Source organism: Rhodomicrobium sp. R_RK_3 (assembly GCF_002198715.1).
GTDB lineage: Bacteria > Pseudomonadota > Alphaproteobacteria > Rhizobiales > Rhodomicrobiaceae > R-RK-3.
This window is the reverse complement of the sequence record NZ_MWLK01000021.1, coordinates 213,088-233,156: the sequence shown is the minus strand read 5'-3', so window position 1 is coordinate 233,156 and position 20,069 is coordinate 213,088. Positions and strand designations below refer to the sequence as shown.

Below are 20,069 nucleotides of genomic sequence, written 5' to 3'. Positions count from 1 at the left end.
ACCGGCCGCAGCCTCGGGAGGAGGGCTTAGGCTTTGTGCACGAGTTCCTTGGGCACGACGCCGCCATTCTCGGCGAGCTTGGTCATGACCTGCTTGTGCAGCCAGATGTTCATCGTCGCGGAATCGTTCTTGTCGCCGGGATATTTCAGCTCGTCGGCCAGCGCCTTGCGCGCGGCGAGGCTGCTGTCGAGCTTGAGCAATTTCATCATGTCGACGATGGAGGTGCGCCATTGCAGTTGCTGCGCGCCGGCACTCAGGGTGAGCTTGTCGAGCACGACGGCGACATCCACGGTCTGATTGTCCTTGCCGCCGAATGCCCAGGCCGCCGCGGTCGCCGCGACCGATCTCGGCGCCGCCGCCGGTGCCGCCGGGGCCGCGCCCTTCGTGGCGGGCGTCGGGGGAATGCCGCCGGCCGCGACAGGCTCGGCCTCCGCCGCGTGCCCTTCACCGGAGCCGAAGATGGACGAGGCGATTTTGCCGAAGATGCTCATTGAGGACTCCTGTAATGCGCGGGAATGGACCGGCGCCAAGCAGCGCCGGCCGGATCGGCCCGGCTCTCAGCGATGGCTAAGAGCCTGAGTTTGCCGCCAAAACATTGCCTCACACTTCATGGAATGCGTAAAATGCGAAAGGTGAACCGCCCCCGGGCTAAACCTGCACAAAAGTCTCAAAGCCGCCAAAGACCATGCGCTTGGTGTCGAAGGGGCAGCCGGCCGGATCGGTCTGCAGCCGGGGGTCCGCCATGACCTTCTTATTGATCGCATCGCGCTGCTCGCGCGATTCATAAACGATCCAGGCGAAGACAACGGTCTCGTCCTCCTTCGCCAGCACGGCGCGCGGGAAGGAGGTCAACTCCCCATAGGGCAGGTCGTCGCCGGTGCACTCGACATAGGCAAGCGCGCCATATTCCTTCCAGACCTGCCCGGCGAGGCGCGCAAGCTCCTTATAGGCTTCGATTTTCTCCTTCGGCACGGCAATTATGAATCCGTCGACATAGGCCATGGAAACCTCCTTGTATTCGATCCCCCCAGAGGACGCGCGGCCGAGGCTAAAACCGACAGATCTTGGCCGATTTTTCCGGCGACCGGCTTGGGGTGGACATTGTTACGATCGTAACCAGATCTGCGCCAATGGTTATCGCCTGGTAGCAATGCGGGCATAGATTTGTATAGTGGCGGAGGGCGAATGCAGGCCCTGGACGCGCAAAAGCGTCCCCCACGGACATCCATCCCACCATCTGCGTACCATTGAAGGAGCGCGCTATGTCGCTCGACGGCACCTACGACCACGACAATGTTTTCGCCAAGATCCTGCGCGGTGAAGTGCCGGCCGTGCGCGTCTATGAGGACGACGAAATCCTAGCCTTCATGGATATTTATCCGCAGGCGGACGGCCACGTTCTGGTGATTTCCAAGACCAGCACCGCCCGGACCATCCTCGACATGGAACGCGCCACCTTGCAGACCGTGGTCGGTGCCGTTCAGCGCATCGCGGCCGCGATCCGCACAGCCTTGCAGCCGGACGGCGTAGTGGTGGCGCAGTTCAGCGGCCGCGCGGCCGGACAGACCGTCGACCACTTCCATTTCCACGTGATTCCGTGCTGGGCGGGCAAGCCGCTCAGGCCCCATGGCTCCCAGCTCGAGCCCGGCGAACCCGAGCGGCTGCGCGAGCTCGCTCGGGTCATCGCCGGGGCGCTGGCGGCCTGACTTGCGTCAGTTCAGACGGTAGCGGATCGGCATGCTGCGCAGGCTATTGACCAGAATCGAATAGGTCTTCTCCGGCGTGCCCGCCAGTTCGGCCGCTTCGAGGCGCGGCAGCAGTGTCTCCCAGAAAATCCGCATCTCCAGCTTGGCGAGATGAATGCCGAGGCATTTGTGAACGCCATAGCCGAAGGCGAGATGCGGGTTGGGCGAGCGATCGACACGGAAGCTGTAGGGATCCTCGAACACCTCTTCGTCGCGATTGCCTGATGGGTAGCACAGCATCAGCCAGTCGCCGGCGGCGATATGCTGCCCGCGCACCGTGGTATCGGCGGTGGCGCTGCGCATGAAATGGCGCGCGGGCGAGGCCCAGCGGATCGACTCGTCGACGAAGCCGTCGATCAGCTTGGTGTCGGCGCCGCGCATCCGGGCCAGCAGCTCCGGGCTCTCGCACAGCTTCTGCATGCCGGTGGAGAGGGATGTCGCCGTCGTGTCGTGCCCCGCCAGCACGAGGAGGATGATGTAGCTCATCGTCTCCTCCGCATTCATCGGCGCGCCGTCGATGGTGGCGTTGGCGACGGTGGAGAGCAGGTCGTTCTGCGGTTCCGCCCGCCGCTGAGCAACCAACCTGGCGAAATAAGCCGCGAATTCGTCGATATTGGCATCGACCGCCTTCAAGATGGCGCCAAATTTCTCCTCCGGGGAAACCTGGTTCAGCTCCGGATTGAAATGCGCATCGTTGGTGGCGAGAATTGCCGATGTCAGGCGCTGCATCAGCGGCGCGTCCGCTGCAGGAACGCCGAGCATCTGCATGATGACGCTCATGGGGTAGATCTGGGCGATGTCGGCGGCGAAATCGCAAGCGCCCTCGCAGGCGGCCATCCGCGCCACCTGGCCCTGGGCCAGATCCCTTAGCCCCGCCTCGAGCTGGCGCAAGGAGCCGGGCATGAAGGCAGGCTGGGTGATCGCGCGATTGGCGAGATGTTCCGGCGCGTCCATGTGGATCATGTGGCGGAGCCGGTTCGCCCTGCCGCCGGTCACTTCGCGGATGTGCGCCTCGCCGGTCTTGGTGGTGAAGATGGTGGAGCGGTCGGCGGAGTGGAAAAGGTCGTTCTGCCGGCTGATGAGGCGGATGTCCTCATGTTTGGTGACTGCCCAGAAGGGCGAACGGCCCTCAAGCTCGGCGCGCGCGAGCGGCGCGTCTGGCCCAGGCATAGGCTTCTTCGAGCGGTCCGTCGACGGCGTGCGCGGCCGTGCTGATGAAGGTCCAGGCGATATCTTCGGGTAGCGTTGCGTGCTGGCTCATGCGTCGCTCCTTGCCGCCCGCGAAACTTTGGATCGAGGCTGCCCGGCGTGTCCGGGAGCGCCAGACAGCCTCGACATCCCACCTATCCCGGCATTGGGCTGTTAGACGCCGGGCGGCAGTGCCAGGCTAGGCGGCGCAGGCTACGAGGCTGTTTCAATGCCGGGGGCGGGGGTTTCATCCGTAATGCGGAGCGTCGATATCGGACGCTGCGCCAAAGCGGGAGCGACGCGCTGCGCCTTACGGGAATCCACCCCTCGCCAGGTGATCCCGCTTCAGAAGATGGACCAGCCGGTCGAGGCGGCGATCTTCTCCAGCGCCAGCGCGCCGAACAGCGAATTGCCCTGCGCATTGAGCGCGGGCGACCAGACCGTGATCGAGGCGACGTCGGGAACGATGGCGAGGATGCCGCCGCCGACGCCGCTCTTGCCGGGCAGGCCGACCCGGAAGGCGAAATCGCCCGAGCCGTCATAATGGCCGCAGGTCAGCATCAGCGCATTGACGCGGCGCGCCCGCTCGGCCGAGACGAGGCGCTGGCCGTTGAGCGGGTCGCGCCCCTCCCCGGCCAGGAAAAGGCCGGCGCGGGCAAGTTGGCGGGTGCACATGGCGATGGCGCATTGGTGGAAATAGACGCCGAGCGCCTTGTCGACATCATTGTCGAGATTGCCGAAGGCGCGCATGTAATTCGCCAGCGCCCGGTTGCGGAAGCCGGTCTCGTTCTCGGAGCGGGCGACGGCGGGATCGATGGCGATCGAGTCATCCTCGGCGAGGCAGCGCATGAATTGCAGGATCTGGTCGATCGCCTCGGAGGGCGCACGGTTGCCAAGCACGACGTCCGTCACCACGATGGCACCGGCATTGATGAAGGGGTTGCGCGGGACGCCGTGCTCCGCCTCGAGCTGCACGATCGAATTGAACGGCGATCCGGACGGCTCGCGCCCGACGCGCCGCCACAGCGTGTCGCCGACCTTGCCGAGGGCGAGCGTCAAGGTGAACACCTTCGAGATGCTCTGGATCGAGAACAGCTCTTCCGCGTCGCCCGCCGACACCATGTCGCCGCCGACCGTTGCGATGGTGATACCGAGCTTCCTCGGATCGACATTAGCGAGTTCAGGGATGTAATCGGCGACTCGGCCCTCGCCGAGCCGGGGCGCCAATTCCGCGTGGACGCCGTCGATCAGGTCCTGAAGCGCGGCGGCCGGGATGGTTTTCTCTTTCATGGCGGCTTGCTCCCTCATCGCTTCGGTAAGGCGCTGCCCACGCTTGCGCGGCCGCGGATCTGTCGGCATTCTTGCGCGGCGAGCGGTGTTTGCCCTGCCAAATCAGGGCTTCTGACCGTCAACCTAGCCGGGAAAGCTGACCTTGCCCATGCGCGCCTATTCCATCGCCGCCATTCCCGCCGACGGCATCGGCCCCGAAGTCATCGCCGCCGGGCTGACCGTGCTCGAAGCGCTCGCGAAACGGCTCGGCGAGGTCAGCTTCGAGGTCGAGCATTTCGACTGGGGCTCGGACTATTACAAGCGGCACGGCGTGATGATGCCGGCGGACGGGCTCGCCCGGCTCAAGCGCTTCGACGCCATCTATTTCGGCGCGGTCGGCGCACCCGACGTGCCGGACCACATCACGCTCTGGGGCCTGCGCCTGCCGATCTGCCAGGGCTTTGACCAATATGCCAATGTCCGCCCGACCCGCATCCTGCCCGGCATCCTCTCGCCCTTGCGCAATGTCGGGCCGGGCGACCTGGACTGGGTGATCGTGCGCGAGAATTCGGAGGGCGAATATTCCGGCAATGGCGGGCGGGCGCATCGCGGCCTGCCGGAGGAGGTCGGCACTGAAGTCGCGATCTTCACCCGCGTCGGCGTCACCCGGATCATGCGCTACGCCTTCAGGCTGGCGCAGTCGCGGCCGCGCAAGCTGCTCACCGTCGTTACCAAGTCGAACGCGCAGCGGCACGGAATGGTGATGTGGGACGAGATCGCGGCCGAAGTCGCCGCCGAATTCCCCGATGTCACCTGGGACAAGACGCTGGTCGACGCCATGACCGTGCGCATGACCTTGCATCCGCGCAGCATCGACACCGTCGTTGCGACAAATCTCCAGGCCGACATCCTCTCCGATCTGGCCGGCGCGCTGGCGGGCAGCCTCGGCGTCGCGCCGACCGCCAATATCGATCCCGAGCGCCGTTTCCCGTCGATGTTCGAGCCGATCCACGGCTCGGCCTTCGACATTACCGGCAAGGGCATCGCCAATCCCGTCGCCGCCTTCTGGACGGCGGCGCAGATGCTCGACCATCTCGGCGAGGCGGATGCGTCGTCACGGCTGATGCGCGCGGTGGAGCAGGTAACGGGCGCGGGCATCCTCACGCCCGACGTCGGCGGAACAGCGACGACCCGCCAAGTCACCGACGCGGTCGTCGAGGCGATCTACAGCTCGAATGTCTAGGGCAGGCGTCGGCGGGCAGATATCCTCCCCTCTCCTACGGAGACCTTAGGCGTCGCATTCGGCCTTTCCCCTCGTCACCCCCGACACCGCGTAGCGGTGAGCCGGGACCCAATACCGGATCCGCTGGCACTGCGGCAAGGTGAGAGGCGAGTGGGCCCCGGCTCTTCGGCCGGGGCGACGGAATAGATTGAGTTTTGCAAAATGGAGAGGTGCGCTGCGGCAGCGTGGGCGATCTTTGCGTCCCGCTTATCTGATCCCGGCTCGCCCGGTCAACCTTCCTCGCCGAGGCGGGCGAGGATGCTTTCGGCGACCGGCTGGTAGACGCCGTCGAAATGATGGCCGCCGGGTCGCTCGATGAGCGTCGCCTTGCCCAGTTCGGGGAGGATGCAGCCGGTTTCCTTATCGGCCTTTTCGTCGGTGCCGAAGAAACACATGACTTTCTGCGCCGGCAGCCCCGCCAGATACGGAGCAATGCCCTCGCCCGAAGACAGGCCGAGCCAGCCTTCGACGGAAATCTGCAAATCGGCAGTGGAGCTGAGGCCGAGCAGCGCGATCAGATTGACGGCCTTCTGGGTATCGCGGGAGAGCTTGCCCCAGGCGAGCGGCAGCACATCGGCGCCGAAGGAAAAGCCTAGCAGGCCGATGCGCTCCGGATGCCATTTGCGCTGATAATGCGCGACGATCCGGTCGACATCGGCGGCGATCTGCTTGGGATCCTTCTTGCTCCAGAAATAGCGCAGCGAATCGACGCCGATGACGGCGACGCCTCGCGCGGACAGATAGTCGCCGATCTGCTTGTCGATATCGCGCCAGCCGCCATCGCCGGAGAAGAACACCACCATCGCGGTCGGCTTGCCGTTGGTCGCGGGAAGCTCGACCAGCGGAAGGCCGGCGAGCGGCTCGCTCGGTGTCCCTATGATGGCGTAGGCGGCCTCGACCACGGCGTTGAAGCGGTCGGCCGGGTCGGGCACGACCTTCACCGTGGTCAGGGCATTGGCGGTGGCGAAGGCGGCCAAATCGCCCTTCGGCTGCTCGCTGGTGATCCAGGTCCAGCGTCCGGGCAATTCCGGCATCGGGGAATAGGTGAAGAGCTGTCCCACCGCCGCTTTCTTCGGCGCGCCTTCACACCATTGCAGCTTGGATTCGAACTGCGGGCTGAACCCGTCGCTGACCGCGCCGATGGTGGTGTTGTCGGGGGCCTGGGCCATCGCGTAATAGGCGAGCGCGCCGCCTTCCCCTACGCCGACAAGCAAGGGCTGGCGCCATGTGGCCATGTTGAGCTGGCGCTGCGCTCCGAGCGACAGGTCCTCGAAATCCCCGAAAAGATAATGGCAGTCGACATCGTCGCTGGCGGCCTGGAGGCGGACCACCTCGGGCTCATCGACCAGGGCGACGGCGGCCCCTTTCCCGACCAGTTGCAGGGCTTGGGCGCGGAATTGCGGCGTCAGCCCGTCGCGGTCCGAGATGAAGATGATAAAGGCATTGGGCTCGCCTTCCGGCGCCAGGACCTCGATGCGTCCGATGTCGCCGATGTCGGTGGTAATCGAACGAGGTGCGGTCTGCGCGAAAGCGGGCGCGGGAACGGCGGCGGCCAGCAGCAGCAGCAGTGCCAGGCAAAACGATAGGAGTTTCATGATTGCGCGTTCCCCTTGACGGCGCGGGCCCGCATCGGGCTGGAGGAAATCAGGCGTGTGGCATCGAGCAGGATTTGCGGCAGTGACAGACCGCCGGGATAGGCGAGATAGCGCGGCCGCCATTCGGGCTTGAATTTGTTCTTGAAGGCGCGCAGGCCCTCGAAATTGTAAAAGCGCCCGCCGCGATGGTAGATCAGCGAGGCGAGTTGGCTCCAGAGCGGCGCGAGACGGTGCTGCGGCAGGCCCGACAGCGGCGCCATGCCCAGATTGAACCATTGGCCGCCATCGGCCTTCAGCCGCTCAAGCAGGCAGATGAACAGGTAATCCATCACGCCGCCGGGCGCGTCCGGCGTGTGGCGCATCAGGTCGACGGAATATTCGCCCCCGGGACCGGGACCCCAGATATTGGCGAAGGCGACGATCTCGCCATTGCTGCGGACGATGGCGTGATCGTAGCGGCTCAGATATTCCTCCGACCAGAAGCCGAGCGTGAAGCCTTTCTCCTGGCCGGGAAAGCCCGCGAGCCAGGCGTCAGACACCCGTTTCAGCTCCGGCAGCAGCGGAGGAATGTCCTCGGCCTTGACGATCTCGAAGCTGACGCCCGCCCGCTGGGCATGGGATTTCGACTGGCGCAACTTGCGGAACTCGCTGCCCTCGAGCGAGAACTTATTGAGGTCGACCCAGGCGTCCTCGCCAAGCTTGGCCATGGCGAAACCGGCGTCGAGATAGACGGGCAAATAGCGCGTGTCGATCTGGTAGAATACCGCGACGCCGCGATAGAGGTCGGCCAGTTCCTTATAGCGCCAGATCAGCTTGCGGGTGGCCTCCTCGCTGGTGGCGATGGGGTCGCCCATGGCGATCCAGCTCGAGCCTTGCACGCCGTACATGACGAAGCCGTCGCCGCCCTCGGCGAATTCGAAGCGCTTGTCGCCGAGGAAAGCCAATTGCGCGTCGAGCCGGTTGGAATGCGCGACCAGATCCTCGACCCCGGCATTGTCGCCGAGCGTGGCCGGTTCCTGCATCAGGTAGGGCTGGTGCAGGAATTTATAGAGGATCAGCGCGACGCTCGTCACCGACACCGCGAGACTGGCGCGCAGGAAGCGCGGCGCATCGGCGTTGTAGCAGAAGTCCCACCACAGCGAGCCCTCATAGCCGACCTGCTGGTAGACCCAAAAACCCGCCCAGATCGACACCGCCGCCGCGCTGAAGATGGCGACCAGCCAGGGCAGCGACAGCGCGCCTTCGAGCCCGCCGGAGAGGCGGTAATACTGATCCCGGTTGAACCAGAGCAGCCCGACGACGGCGAGGCAGATCAGCGCTTCCTCGTAGTCGAAGCCCTTGGCGAGGGAGAATAGCGCCGCCGCGCTCAGCAGCCAGATCGAGAGCCGCCAGGCCGAGCGCAATTGCCGCGACAGGCCATGCGCGATCACCAGGAGGAAGGTGCCGACGATGCTCGCCACCAGATGCGAGCTTTCAACGAAGGGCAGCGGCACGACGTTGCGGAGGGCGGCCATGCGGTTGGGCTCGGCGGGGAGCGCGCCGGAGAGAATGAGCACGAAGCCGCCGACGAACACCGCGCCCGCCGTGATTTGCGGCATGAACCGTCCGGCCGCCTTGGAAAAATTGCCCAGCGCAGAGGCGACGGTCGAGCGGTAGGGCCAGGCTTCGTGCAAAGCCAGTAACCCGGCCGCGATGCCGAAGGGGACGAGGTAGTAGACGACGCGGAACAGCAGCAGCGATCCGATCAGATCCGCGCGAAGGCTTTGCGGGACCGCAAGCACGAACACCGCCTCGAAAACGCCCAGCCCGCCCGGCACATGGCTGACAACGCCGAGAATGGTCGCCGCGACGAAGATCACCAGAAAGCCAGGGAAGGACATGTCGAGCCCGGACGGCATCAGGAACCAAAGCGCCAGCGCCGCCGCGCCGGTATCGGCCATGCCGATCAGCATGGAGCCAAGCGTCGAGGCCGGCCCCGGCAGGTTCATACTCCAGCCGCCGAGGGAAATCGCCCGGTCGCTCACCGCCGTGTAGGCGATCCAGCCGCCAAGCACCGCCAGGACAGCCGCCCCGGCGAGACGGTTGACGGCGAGACCCAGGCCGTCGACCGCGCCAAAAGCCGCCGGCTCCAGCAGCAGGCAGATGCCGCCGATGGCGGCCAGCCCCGTCCAGAAGCCGATGGCGGACAGCGCGCCGACCGCGACGCCGCGCTCGATGGGGACGCCCTTGGTCTGGTAGAGCCGCAGCCGCACCGCGCCGCCGGTCAGCACGCCGAAGCCGAGGGTGAAGGTGAAGGCGTGGCCGATGAAGGAGGTAAGGCCGACGAACCAAAGCGGTACGGAGTTGATGCCGCTTTGGCGCAAGGCGAGCCAGTCGAAACCGACCAGCGCGGTATAAGACAGGGCGGTCGCCGCAAACGCTGCCAGGATGCTGGCGGCGGGCACATTGGCCATGGCCGCGCCGACCTGATCCCAGGTGATCGCCGCAAGTTCACGCCGCAAGCCCAGGCAGACGGCCACCAGCACCGCAACGCCGATGGCGATGCCGATCTTGCCCCAGTCGAGCCGGGCAAGCAGTCCGAAGAGGCTGCGCTTAAAATCGTCAGGCCGGGGATTTCCGGCAATATCCGCGAGATTCGCGGTCTGTGCGATCCGGGATTGCATGGTCATGCGTCCATCAAATGCGAATGGGCTTAAGAAACAGACTTGGTTTGCAACCCGAGCGCGCGCCGGCCGTGACCGCCATCATCGATGGTAGAAAAGGAAAGCATTTTCAACCTCTCAAGAGGTCCGGCAAAGAGCTTGCCGGGCGCAATTCGGGCGTCATCCTTAACCAAAGGTGGATTACGCGGCGGGCGGACCTGTCGAGAGATGCGCCTTCTGCCCAACGCCGGCCGCCGGCTGGACGTGCTCCCGCGCCGTGAGAATGGCGGGCGAGGCGACGCTATAGGGTGAGGGAAGAACGGCCGAAATGGCGCCATCCGGCCAGCCATTGCCTTCCGGGGCGATGGCAAATCCATCATCGCTGGTAAGGTCGACGCCGTCTTCCAGGGTGGCGACGGGGGCAATCAAACCCTTGAAGGCGGGATGCTGATGGCGGATGGACGCGCCGAATTGCGCCCAGGCACCCGAAAGGGCGAGCACAAAGCCCAGCAGCAACGCCATCGAACGGGCAACGCGAGTGAACCGCATCATCGCCTTCCATCAGTAGACCGCTTAACGTGGCTACGATGACCACGCCTTTTAAGGCCCGACCGCTGGATATAGCGCGGAAATCGGTTACTTGTACGGCGGAAATGGCGGCGCTGTTGCCGCATTGCCGGAAAAGGCCGCCGGGGAGACCTGATCGGCCCCGCCCGGCGTCCCAGGGAGAAAACCCTATTCGCGCGCCGGAGACCGGTCAGCGAACGCCTCGATGAAGCTCAGAGCCTCGGCGGAATCGGCGGTCAGCGCCGCCAGGAAGCCGGCGAAGACGAAAATACCGGCCTGATCCCACCGGGTGAACTGATCCGCCTCGCGCTTTTCGGCCCTGACCCACGCGAAAGCCGCCACCGCGCAGCCGGCCGCGACCAGGATGACGCTGGTCAGCGGCAGCACGATCGGATGCGGCACGAAGGAGGCGGCGGCGAGAGCCCCCGCCAGAACCACGGCGCTCTGCCATTGCTGGCGTGCGCTGCGCCTCGCCACCTCGTCATAGGATGAACTGCGAAGATTCCGAGAGGCTTGGCGCATCGCGTTTTTCTTTCTAAAACAATCGCGTCACGATATCGGACAGGCTGGCGAGACCGCCATTTGCGGCCACATAGCCCTGCAGCTCGATGGCGCCGCGATAGATCATGTCGACGGCGACGAAGAGGATGATCGCGAGACCGATCCAGGTGATCCAGTGATAGCGGGCGAGCAGCTTGGCGATCACATTGGCGGCGACGGCCATCAGCACGATGGACAGCAGGAGGCCGACGATCAGCACCCAGGTATGGCCCTTCGCCGCACCGGCGACGGCCAGCACATTGTCGAGCGACATGGAGACGTCGGCGATCAGGATCTGGAGGATGGCCGACCAGAAACTCATCGGGCGGGCAATTTCGGGCGCGGCGGCGGCGCCGACCGATTGTGGCCGGGTCTCGGTCTCGTGCGCCATCGAACCTGTGCGGATTTCGCGGTACATCTTCCAGCAGACCCAGAGCAGCAACAGGCCGCCGGCAAAGGTCAATCCGATGATGGCGAGCAGTTGCGCCGTAATGGCTGCAAAGAAAATACGAAGTAAAACGGCGCCGGCAAGGCCCCAAAAGATCACTTTCGCGCGTAATTCCGGCGCGACTCTGGACGCGGCAAGGCCGACGACGATGGCATTATCGCCCGCCAGCACGACGTCGATGAGCGTGATCTGCAGCAGCGCGATGAGCTGCGGATAAAGGTCTTCCATGCTCTCCCAATACGGTTTTTTGGTTGTCGGGCGCCGAGCCTGCTCGTCCCGCGGCGGCTCGGTCGCTGGTATACCAGCACGCGTTAAAAGTAGTGCATCGGAGGGCGGGAGACTGTAGGCAGATATACCCCGGTAAAATGGCGTCCGCCGGAGCTGGCGAAGGCTAATCGCCTGAAGGCTCGAAAGGTTTTCTGGGTAGATCTACCTAGGGAGCTGCCTCTTGGGCCGGGGGCGGCGCATCCCCAAATCCTGGCCACGCGACGCCGATGAGTTGGACCGATGTCATCAGCCTACCCCGCCATGCTGGCCCCGCCTGGCGCCGTGAAACCGGCCGACCGGCTCCGCGCCCTGGAGCGCGATTTTCTGCGATCGCCCTGGGGCGGCAGCGCCAGCCTCTATCTCTATTTGTCGGTCTATCTGGCGCTGGAATGGTCCAGCCAGTTCCACGCCTTCGAATTTCTCGACATCGCCCTGTGGAACCCCTCGCCCGCCGCCAGCCTCGTGCTCTTGCTGACGCGCGGCCTCACCTGGGCGCCGCTGCTGTTCATCGCGGGTCTCTTATCGAGCGTCTTCGTCCACGGCGACCCGCACAGCAATCTCGGCACCATCGCCTCCAGCGCGCTGCTTGCCCTCGGCTATACGGTGCTGGCCGGCTTGCTGCGCCGGAGCGGGTTTCAGCTCGGGCGGGGCGGCTTGCGCGACGTGGTGAGCCTGTTGGCGCTCGGGCCGGCGATTGCGCTGTTCACGGCAATTGCGGCTTGCGGCGCGCTGGTGCTGACAGGCGACATCCCGCGCGACAGGCTGCTGACAGCGATCACCCATTTTTGGGTCGGCGACACGCTCGGCATCGTCATCGTCATGCCGGCGGTCTCGGCCGCCATGCTGCTCCGTTCGCATTTCGCCGAAGCCGGGCGCGGCTCGCTCTATGTCGACATCGCCGTGGTGGCTGCCGGATTGGCGCTGGCGCTCGGCCTGATGTTCGGCCTGCCGCGCACCGACGATCACCAGTTCTTCTATCTCTTGTTCCTGCCGGTGATCTGGGCAGCCGTGCGGGAAGGCTTTTCCGGTGCGGCGCTCGCCATCCTGTTCGCGCAAATCGCACTGCTGACCGTCACCGAGACCGTCAACTATGCCGCGACCGAGTTCATCGGTCTGCAATTGCTGATGCTGACGCTCGCCGCGACCGGCTTGCTGCTCGGCGCTTCCATCTCAGAGCTGCGCCATTCCCAGGAGCGCGCCAAGGCGCAGCAGGCCGAGATCGGACGCATGGGGCGGCACACGGCGGCGGGCGCCATGGGCGTCGCCATCGCCCATCAGATCAGCCAACCTTTGTCGACGGTCGCGACGCATATCCATGTCGCGCTGAGCCAGACGACGGGGACCGACAGCCAATCGCGGGAAGTGGTCGAGAGCTTGACCATCGCTCGCGACGAGATGCGGCGGGCGATGGAGGTGCTCGGCCGGCTGCGCGGCTTCATCTCCGAAGGCAAGAGCGAACCGGCCAAAACCGACCTCTCCACCCTCGTCGCGAAGCTCGGCGATGTGCTGCGCATGGAAGCGCGCGGCCGCAGCGTCCGCATCGGCTTCGATCTCGCGCCGGTTCCGCCGGTGACGGCCGACGGCATCCAGATCGAGCAGGTGCTGCTGAACCTCGTCACCAATGCCGTCGATGCGGCGTCGGACCGCGCCGACAAGCGCGGCCGCGTGCTGGTTGCGACGGCGGCGGAGGGGCGGGCAGCGCGGATCATCGTCGAGGATAATGGCGCGGGCGTTTCACCCGAGATCGCCGACCGGCTCTATGAGCCCTTCGTTTCGACCAAGGATAGCGGCATGGGGCTGGGCCTCGCGCTGAGCCGCCAGATCGTGGCGCTGCATGGCGGCCGTCTGTGGTGGGAGCCCATCGGTAGCGAGGGCACCCGCTTCATCGTCGAGTTGCCCGCACAGGATGAAGTGAGATGACCACCGCCCCTCCCGTCTATGTCATTGACGACGACGCCCGCGTCCGCGAGGCGCTCACGCTGCTCTTGGCCAAATCCGGCATCCCCAGCCAGCCTTTCGAGGCGGCAGAACCATTTCTGGCCGCATTGCCGCTGGGCAAGCCGGTCTGCGGCTTGGTCGATGTCTGCCTTCCCGCCATGAGCGGGCTGCAATTGCTGAAGGAATTGAAGCGCCGCAACAGCGAAAGCGCGCTCATCATGATCAGCGGCCACGGCAATATTCCGATGGCGGTCGAGGCCATGCAGGCGGGCGCGGTGCATTTCATCGAAAAGCCCTTCGACCCGGAAATTTTGCTCGAACTGGTCGAAGACACCCGCCGCCGCTTCGTCGAGCGCGACGACGACCGCGCCAAGACCCGCCTCGCCTGGGAGCTGTTCGAGACGCTGACGGCGCGCGAGCGCGAGGTGATGGCGCTGATCATCGAGGGCCTGCCGAACAAGCTGGTCGCGGCGCGTCTGGCCATCAGCACGCGCACCGCCGAACATCACCGCGCCGCCGTCATGCGCAAGATGAACGCACGCACGCTGTCGCATCTGTTCCGGTTCGCGGCGCTGCTGGCAAGTGACATCGGGCCGGATGGGCATAATGCTTGGAGTGCGGTGCGCAAGTCTGTGGCAGTTTGACCGCTAAAGCACGAGCATTTCTAATTTTTTCGAAATCCCCGCGAAGGCGGGGATCCAGTAAAGGGCGACACCAGCCGCGAAATTATGTGCGGCCGCGAGCGCTGCGGAGTACTGGATCCCCGCCTTCGCGGGGATCTCGATTTATTTAATACCGAGACCCTAAACCGCCTCGACAATCGTCACATTGGCCAGGCCGCCGCCTTCGCACATCGTTTGCAGGCCGTAGCGCTTGCCGCGCGCGCGGAGCGCATGGACCAGAGTCGCCATCAGCTTGGTGCCGGAGGCGCCGAGCGGGTGGCCAAGCGCGATCGCGCCGCCATTGACGTTGAGCCGGGCATGATCGGCGCCGGTATGTTTCAGCCATGCGAGCGGCACGGAGGCGAACGCCTCGTTGACCTCATAGAGATCGATATCCTCGATCCGCAGGCCCGCCCGCTTCAGCGCCTTGTCGGTGGCGAAAAGCGGTTCCTCGAGCATGATGACCGGATCGCCGCCAGTGACCGTCAGAATGTGGATGCGCGCCAGCGGCGTCAGATTATGCTGCTTCAGCGCCGCCTCGCTCACCACCAGCACGGCCGAGGCGCCGTCGCAGATCTGGCTGGCATTGGCGGCCGAAATCTTGCCGCCCTCGCGCAGCAGCTTCACCGAGGAAATGCCCTCCAGCGTGGCGTCGAACCGCACGCCCTCATCACACCGATGCATCTCGGTGCCGCCATCCGGGCCGGGAACCGCGAGCGGCACGATCTCGCGTTCGAAGGCGCCGCTTGCGGTTGCCGCCGCCGCACGCCGGTGGCTCTCCAGGGCGAAGCGGTCCAGATCCTCGCGGGCAAGACCGTGCTTGTCGGCGACCATCTCGGCGCCCATGAACTGACTAAAGGCAATGCCGGGATAGCGCGCATCGAGGCGCGGGCTCTTGGCCCCGCCCGGGCGCACGTCGGCGTGAAAGCTGCCGGTTGAGCCCATCGGAACGCGCGACATCGACTCGACGCCCGCCGCGATCACCACATCTTGCGTGCCCGACATCACCGCCTGCGCAGCGAACTGAATCGCCTGCTGCGAGGAGCCGCATTGCCGGTCGATCGATACCGCCGGCACGCTCTCGGGCAGCTTCGAGGCCAACACGGCATTGCGCCCGATGTGCAAGCCCTGCTCGCCGGTCTGGCCGACGCAGCCCATGATGACATCCTCGATGGCCGCCGGATCGATGCCGCTGCGCTCCGCGATGGCATCGAGCACCGCCGCGCCGAGATCGACCGGATGCCAGGAGGCAAGCCGGCCGTTCCGGCGGCCTCCCGCGGTGCGCACCGCTTCGACGATATAGGCTTCGGCCATGGCGGCACTCCGCTCAAAAGAAGGTCAGTTGCTTAATCGCCTAATTAATATGCGAGCGCGTAGCGGGCAACTCCAACAGAGAGTGATCTTAATCGCTCAGTTAAGCCAGAGGGCTTGCCATTGCGGGAACGCCCGGCGCGGCAAGGCCGGCCATGATCATCTCGGTGGTATGCTGGGTATAGGCGCGGCGCAAATCGTCATCGACCTCGCCGGCGCCATGCACGAAACGCAGCACCGCGCGCGCGGAAAAAATCTGATCGCAGGCGCCGATGACGGTGAAATAGAAGAATTTCGGATCGACCGGCCTGAACTCGCCCAGCGCCACGCCTTCCGCCAGCAACGTCGCGTAGGCCTCATATATCGGGGCGAGAAACCGTGAGGCGATGGTCTCGCCACGCTCCTTCGTGCCGTCGCGGATCGTGGCCATAAGCAACCGATTCAAGTAGGGAAAGCGGAAATACATTTTGACCAGCCCCGCCAAATGCAAACGCATTTTCTGCGAGGGCGGGATGTCGCGCGCCACCAGCGCGCGCAATTGCTCGATCGCCATCGACAGGTCGCGGTCGAGCAGCGCCGTCAGCAACCCATGCTTGTTGCCGAAATAATATTTCACCAGCGCTGAATTCACCTGCGCCCGCCGGGCGAGGTCGATCAGCGAGATATCGAGGCTGTCCCGCTCGCGCATGAGGTCGCTCGCCGCCGCCAGCAATTGCTCGCGCGCATTGGCACGAGTGTCGGAGGAGGGCGGATTTGCGGTATCGGCGCTGTTCAAAAACTCGGTCCTTGGCATCGCGGCATAGTCATTTAGTCGCATCCCCGAACGGCCGGGGCCTGTCTCTATATAGCATTGCACTCCGGCGTTGCCAGGACTTAGTTAATCGGCTGAATAAAAACTGTTGACCCCGTCCCCGGAGATTGTGATTATGCCTGCGGGAAGACGAGCCCCATCGGACGGAACCGCGTTGCAAGAATTCACCGTCCCCCTAGAGCCGAAAAATCGGCCCGGTGTTCGTTTTGGTTCGAGGAAACGCCCGGGGAAGGGTTTCACGGCATGCTCCACGTGCCAACAGCTCCCACCCCCGAAATACCCGCTATTTATCTTTTCGAAAACCGGGCGAGACCGTCCGCTTTTTCGCAGCTTCGGTGCTCCATCCAAGGGTGCGCGGTCGCTGCGCGAGCGAGGTCTCGCCGATGGCGCCCTTTCGCTAACCCTGTGCCGATCGAGTGTCGCTGGCGCGATTGCACCTCAGGCCGGCTTTGGCTGCGATAATGGATAAAGGCATGACCCGAAACAATATTCGGACCCGGACTTACACATTCCTTGCCCCAGCCGATGCGGCAACATGAAGCGGGATACACATATTATCCCGCTCTCCCCGTGATTTGCTTGATTTTCATTGTTATTAATGCACGACACTGAACCCGCAGCGCTGGATCGGCGTTGTGATTCGGCTGGCGTCTCCAAATTGCGTCAATTGCGCTTGGCGACGGTGAAAAGTGCAGCAATACTACGCGCAAATGAAAGAGTGAGGAAACACCGTGAATAGTCAGGGAACATTACTGGCAGCGGCCTTGGTTCTGGCAGCCTTCGCCACGCCGGCGGCCGCGCAGACCGGGGGCGACCCGGTCAAGGGCGAGCAGGTTTTCAAAAAATGCCTCGCCTGTCATAAGGTCGGTCCGGACGCCAAGAACGGCGTCGGTCCCGAGCAGAACGGCGTGGTCGGCCGCCATGCGGGCACGGCGCCGGGCTATAATTACTCGCCGATCAACAAGGCCGCGGGCGAGGCCGGCCTGATCTGGACCGAGCAGAATATTTTCGACTACCTGCCCGATCCGAACGCCTTCCTGAAAAAGTACCTCACCGACGCCGGCAAGGCCGACCAGATCAAGGGCGTCACCAAGATGCCGTTCAAGCTGGCCAACGAGACCGAACGCCGCGACGTCATCGCCTATCTGGCTACCTTCAAATGATCGCCTCTCGCGCCGCCTGACGCCGGGTGCGCGTCTGCTCTCTGCGGAAGGCAGAGATCGAGACGTCCCGCGCGCACCGTTTTATGAATGAGCAAGCCCCGCGGCCCCGCGGGGTTCTTGCTGTGCGGCAGACGTGCGCTCGTTAAGCCGACCGCTTTTCCGGCTGGATCGGCCTGTCACCATGGGCGACCTGATCGCAATAGGTCTGCAGCGCCGCCTCGATATCCTGCTGGCAGCGCGGCAGGTCGACGTCCCGGCCGCGTTTCTCGAAAGCCGCAGCGGTATTGTGGAGCTGCGAGGCGCCGGCCGTGCTTGCGCTGCTCTTGAGCGAGTGGAGCGCGTCGCGGATCAGTTTGGCGCGGCGGTTGCGGACCCCCTCGCGCAGCAGATCGAGGCTGTGGGCGACGTCGCGCCGGAAGCTGGGGACGAACTGGTCGCGGAATTTCTCCTCGCCCAAGAGCTCGCGCAGGAAGGCGATGCGCTGCTCGCCATCCCGCAATCCGGGACGCTCCGCCGCCATGCCGGCGCCGGGATCAACGGCGGGGGCCGTGAGGTGGGCCGAAACCGCCTGCCGAAGCTGATCCAAGGTTACCGGCTTGGCCAGCACCTCCGCCATGCCGGCCTTCAGGCAGTTTTTCCGGGTCTGCGCCGAGATATCCGCGGTGATGCCGACGACCGGGATGCGCGCGCCACTGCCGAGCCCGGCACGATAGGTTTTGCAGGCTTCGATGCCGCTCAACCCGGGCATGTTCACGTCGAGCAGCGCCAGTTCGACCTCGCCGTCGAGCATGTGCTGCAGCGCCTCGTCGCCGGTCTCGGCGAGCACGATGGAATGGCCGTCGAGCTCCAGCATCCGGCTTGTGACCTCGCGGTTGAGGGCGTTGTCATCGGCGACCAGGATTTTGAGCCGCCGCTTCAGCGGGATGGCGCTCGGCGGCTCGTCGGCCAGATGCTGCGCGATGCGGCGGTGCCAGCGGGCGACCGTGCCAACCATCGCCGCGACCTCGCGCTGCGAGCGCCGGCGCAAGATGGCGGTCGCGAGCGGGGCAAGATCGCTCGCCGCTTCGCCGCCCGTCTCCACCAACACCAGCGACGGCGGTCGGTCGGTCTTCGTCATGGCCTCGCGCAGAACCTTTCGCATGTCGGGCGTCAGCGCCGCGGCGTCGGCCACCAGCACCGCGTCGGCGAGCTCCGCGTCATCGTCGAGCGCGTCGCGCAGGCTCGCGGCATCCTCCACCAGCGCGGCATCCACCGTCGGCGGCACCCCCCGGGAGCCGGGCGCGCCGATCCAGAAGATCGGCGCGGCGGCCTTGGCCGCGGGCCCCACCCGGTCGTCCGCCGGCAAGATCGGCAGATCGGCCCAGAACAGCGAGCCTGCGCCGACGACGCTTTCGCAGCCGAGCGTGCCGCCGAGCAACTCGGTCAGCGATTTACACAAGGACAGACCAAGACCCACCCCCGGCTCGGCCGAGGCGACATGCTCGCGGCCGCGCACGAAGCGCTCGAATATCAGCTCCTGCGTCTCCGCCGGAATACCGGACCCGGTGTCGCGCACTTCGATGCGCAGGCGCCCGGCGCCCGCGCGCTGGCGCATCGCGATCTCGAGCGTGACGACGCCGTCCGGCGTGTATTTGACGGCGTTGGTCAGCAGGTTGAGGATGATGGTCTGGATATGATCGGGATCGGAGCGGATCTGGTCGGCGAGCCCGGTCTTGAAGCGGATGCGGAAATCCAGCCCCTTCTGCCGCGCCAGCGGTTCGATGATGGCGCGCACCTCGTTCAGCATGTCGAGTAGATCGAAGGGCCGGTCCTGCCGGTCGGCCGCGCCGCTTTCCACCCGGTGCAATTTCAGAATGGTGTCGACCATGCGCAACAGCCGCCCGGCGGCCAGCTCCGTGGAGACCGCGCTGAAGCGCTCCTTGGCGCTCGGCGCGGTGATCCGCGAGAGCTGGGCGAGGCCGAGAATGGCGTTCAGCGGCGTGCGCAATTCATGGCTCATCATCGACAGGAAATCGGTCTTGGCCCGGCTCGCCTCCTCCGCCTCGTTCATGGCACTGCGCAGATTGCGGATCAGCTTGGAGACGTAGAACGGGATGGCGATGATCGCCAAGGCGAGGCCGGCGCTGAATTGCCAGGCATCGCGCCAATAGGGCGTGAGCGCCGCCATGACCAGGAAGGAGCCGCAATTCAGCGCCATGGCGGCATACATGTAATTGAGCCCGAATCGGAAGCCATTGCCGAGCGTAACCCAGAGATAGACCGGGAAGAAGATGGCGGCGGACTTGCCGCCATAGGCCATCAGCAGGCTGAGCTCGATCGCATCGGTGACGATGGAAGCCGCGCGCCGCTCGATTTGGCGGTCCGGCCAAAGCGAAAGATGCACGAGGAAGGCAAGCCCCAGACCCCAGGCGCAGGCGAGCAGGGTCGCGATCACCCGCGCCGAATGTCCGTCGAGCTCGCCGAGCGCGAAGGCAATGGCCACGTAGACGGTGATGACGAGGCCGACCGCGTAGCGAATCAGGATCTGTTCGAATTCGAGAGGCTCGGCCGCCTTGGCCCGCTCGATGCCGCGCCAGACGGCGCGCAGGGCCGGCATCACCCTGGCGAGCAGCGATCGGGGCAGTCTTGCGGCAGCCGGCAC

18 protein-coding genes are annotated in these 20,069 nt (G+C 65.2%); 5 read left to right on the top strand and 13 right to left on the bottom strand.

From position 1 onward, the window contains the following. Positions 1 to 26 precede the first annotated feature (26 nt). Both BLEFHOIH_RS12005 and BLEFHOIH_RS12000 read right to left on the bottom strand, forming a co-directional pair. Entirely contained in the window at positions 27 to 491 is a 465-nt protein-coding gene (locus BLEFHOIH_RS12005; protein WP_088345688.1) for a DUF3597 domain-containing protein, read from the bottom strand. 157 nt (positions 492 to 648) lie between these two features. After that, positions 649 to 1,002 carry a DUF1428 family protein gene (locus BLEFHOIH_RS12000; protein ID WP_088345686.1) on the bottom strand — a complete coding sequence of 118 codons (354 nt, stop codon included), beginning with the start codon at positions 1,000 to 1,002 and terminating at the stop codon, positions 649 to 651. A 260-nt stretch (positions 1,003 to 1,262) separates the two neighbouring features. On the opposite strand from BLEFHOIH_RS12000, the gene BLEFHOIH_RS11995 reads away from it, so the two are divergent. Next, entirely contained in the window at positions 1,263 to 1,706 is a 444-nt protein-coding gene (locus BLEFHOIH_RS11995; protein WP_088345684.1) for an HIT family protein, read from the top strand. Positions 1,707 to 1,712: 6 nt separating this feature from the next. On the opposite strand, the gene BLEFHOIH_RS11990 is transcribed toward BLEFHOIH_RS11995, so the two are convergent. The 3 genes from BLEFHOIH_RS11990 to BLEFHOIH_RS11985 all read right to left on the bottom strand — a co-directional run bounded on the left by BLEFHOIH_RS11990 (position 1,713) and on the right by BLEFHOIH_RS11985 (position 4,223). Beyond that, on the bottom strand, positions 1,713 to 2,915 hold the full coding sequence (locus BLEFHOIH_RS11990) for a cytochrome P450 (RefSeq protein ID WP_245296980.1): 1,203 nt from the start codon (positions 2,913 to 2,915) through the stop codon (positions 1,713 to 1,715). After that, a complete protein-coding gene (locus tag BLEFHOIH_RS27510) occupies positions 2,875 to 3,006 on the bottom strand; it encodes a hypothetical protein (protein WP_280950637.1) in 132 nt (43 codons plus the stop codon). The genes BLEFHOIH_RS11990 and BLEFHOIH_RS27510 overlap by 41 nt, the downstream gene beginning before the upstream one ends. Positions 3,007 to 3,278: 272 nt before the next feature. After that, a complete protein-coding gene (locus BLEFHOIH_RS11985; protein WP_088345865.1) occupies positions 3,279 to 4,223 on the bottom strand; it encodes a glutaminase in 945 nt (314 codons plus the stop codon). 148 nt (positions 4,224 to 4,371) lie between these two features. Between BLEFHOIH_RS11985 and BLEFHOIH_RS11980 the strand changes: the two genes are divergently transcribed. After that, positions 4,372 to 5,445, top strand: a complete 1,074-nt coding sequence (locus BLEFHOIH_RS11980) for a tartrate dehydrogenase (RefSeq protein WP_088345682.1) — start codon at positions 4,372 to 4,374, stop codon at positions 5,443 to 5,445. Between the two features lie 269 nt (positions 5,446 to 5,714). Here BLEFHOIH_RS11980 and BLEFHOIH_RS11975 read toward each other — a convergent pair whose 3' ends face one another. From BLEFHOIH_RS11975 to BLEFHOIH_RS11955, 5 genes are all read right to left on the bottom strand, one after another. Next, complete coding sequence (locus tag BLEFHOIH_RS11975; RefSeq protein WP_170937120.1) at positions 5,715 to 7,079, bottom strand: virulence factor family protein; 1,365 nt, start codon at positions 7,077 to 7,079, stop codon at positions 5,715 to 5,717. Next, positions 7,076 to 9,748, bottom strand: a complete 2,673-nt coding sequence (gene mprF, locus BLEFHOIH_RS11970; protein ID WP_245296979.1) for a bifunctional lysylphosphatidylglycerol flippase/synthetase MprF — start codon at positions 9,746 to 9,748, stop codon at positions 7,076 to 7,078. Before mprF ends, BLEFHOIH_RS11975 begins: the two co-directional genes overlap by 4 nt. A 174-nt stretch (positions 9,749 to 9,922) precedes the next feature. Further along, positions 9,923 to 10,273 (bottom strand): hypothetical protein, encoded by a 351-nt coding sequence (locus BLEFHOIH_RS11965; protein WP_125461675.1) that lies wholly within the window; start codon positions 10,271 to 10,273, stop codon positions 9,923 to 9,925. Positions 10,274 to 10,456: 183 nt separating this feature from the next. Further along, a complete protein-coding gene (locus BLEFHOIH_RS11960; protein WP_088345676.1) occupies positions 10,457 to 10,810 on the bottom strand; it encodes a hypothetical protein in 354 nt (117 codons plus the stop codon). Positions 10,811 to 10,823: 13 nt separating this feature from the next. Then, positions 10,824 to 11,504: a TerC family protein gene (locus tag BLEFHOIH_RS11955; RefSeq protein WP_088345674.1), complete on the bottom strand. Its 681-nt coding sequence runs from the start codon at positions 11,502 to 11,504 to the stop codon at positions 10,824 to 10,826. A gap of 279 nt (positions 11,505 to 11,783) precedes the next feature. Here BLEFHOIH_RS11955 and BLEFHOIH_RS11950 point away from each other — a divergent pair, with 279 nt between their 5' ends. Both BLEFHOIH_RS11950 and BLEFHOIH_RS11945 read left to right on the top strand, forming a co-directional pair. Next, positions 11,784 to 13,463: an ATP-binding protein gene (locus BLEFHOIH_RS11950; RefSeq protein WP_088345672.1), complete on the top strand. Its 1,680-nt coding sequence runs from the start codon at positions 11,784 to 11,786 to the stop codon at positions 13,461 to 13,463. Beyond that, positions 13,460 to 14,125 (top strand): response regulator, encoded by a 666-nt coding sequence (locus tag BLEFHOIH_RS11945; RefSeq protein WP_088345670.1) that lies wholly within the window; start codon positions 13,460 to 13,462, stop codon positions 14,123 to 14,125. The genes BLEFHOIH_RS11950 and BLEFHOIH_RS11945 overlap by 4 nt, the downstream gene beginning before the upstream one ends. A gap of 159 nt (positions 14,126 to 14,284) precedes the next feature. Here BLEFHOIH_RS11945 and BLEFHOIH_RS11940 read toward each other — a convergent pair whose 3' ends face one another. Then, positions 14,285 to 15,457 carry an acetyl-CoA C-acetyltransferase gene (locus BLEFHOIH_RS11940; RefSeq protein ID WP_088345669.1) on the bottom strand — a complete coding sequence of 391 codons (1,173 nt, stop codon included), beginning with the start codon at positions 15,455 to 15,457 and terminating at the stop codon, positions 14,285 to 14,287. A gap of 100 nt (positions 15,458 to 15,557) precedes the next feature. Further along, the gene (locus tag BLEFHOIH_RS11935) at positions 15,558 to 16,229 is read right to left on the bottom strand and encodes a TetR family transcriptional regulator (RefSeq protein WP_210191705.1); all 672 of its coding nucleotides are present in this window, start codon (positions 16,227 to 16,229) and stop codon (positions 15,558 to 15,560) included. An 800-nt stretch (positions 16,230 to 17,029) separates the two neighbouring features. On the opposite strand from BLEFHOIH_RS11935, the gene BLEFHOIH_RS11930 reads away from it, so the two are divergent. Continuing rightward, positions 17,030 to 17,428, top strand: coding sequence for a cytochrome c family protein (locus tag BLEFHOIH_RS11930; protein ID WP_245296985.1), 399 nt, complete (start codon positions 17,030 to 17,032; stop codon positions 17,426 to 17,428). A 142-nt stretch (positions 17,429 to 17,570) separates the two neighbouring features. Here the strand turns inward: BLEFHOIH_RS11930 and BLEFHOIH_RS11925 are convergent, their stop codons facing one another. Next, positions 17,571 to 20,069, bottom strand: a complete 2,499-nt coding sequence (locus tag BLEFHOIH_RS11925) for an ATP-binding protein (RefSeq protein ID WP_125461674.1) — start codon at positions 20,067 to 20,069, stop codon at positions 17,571 to 17,573.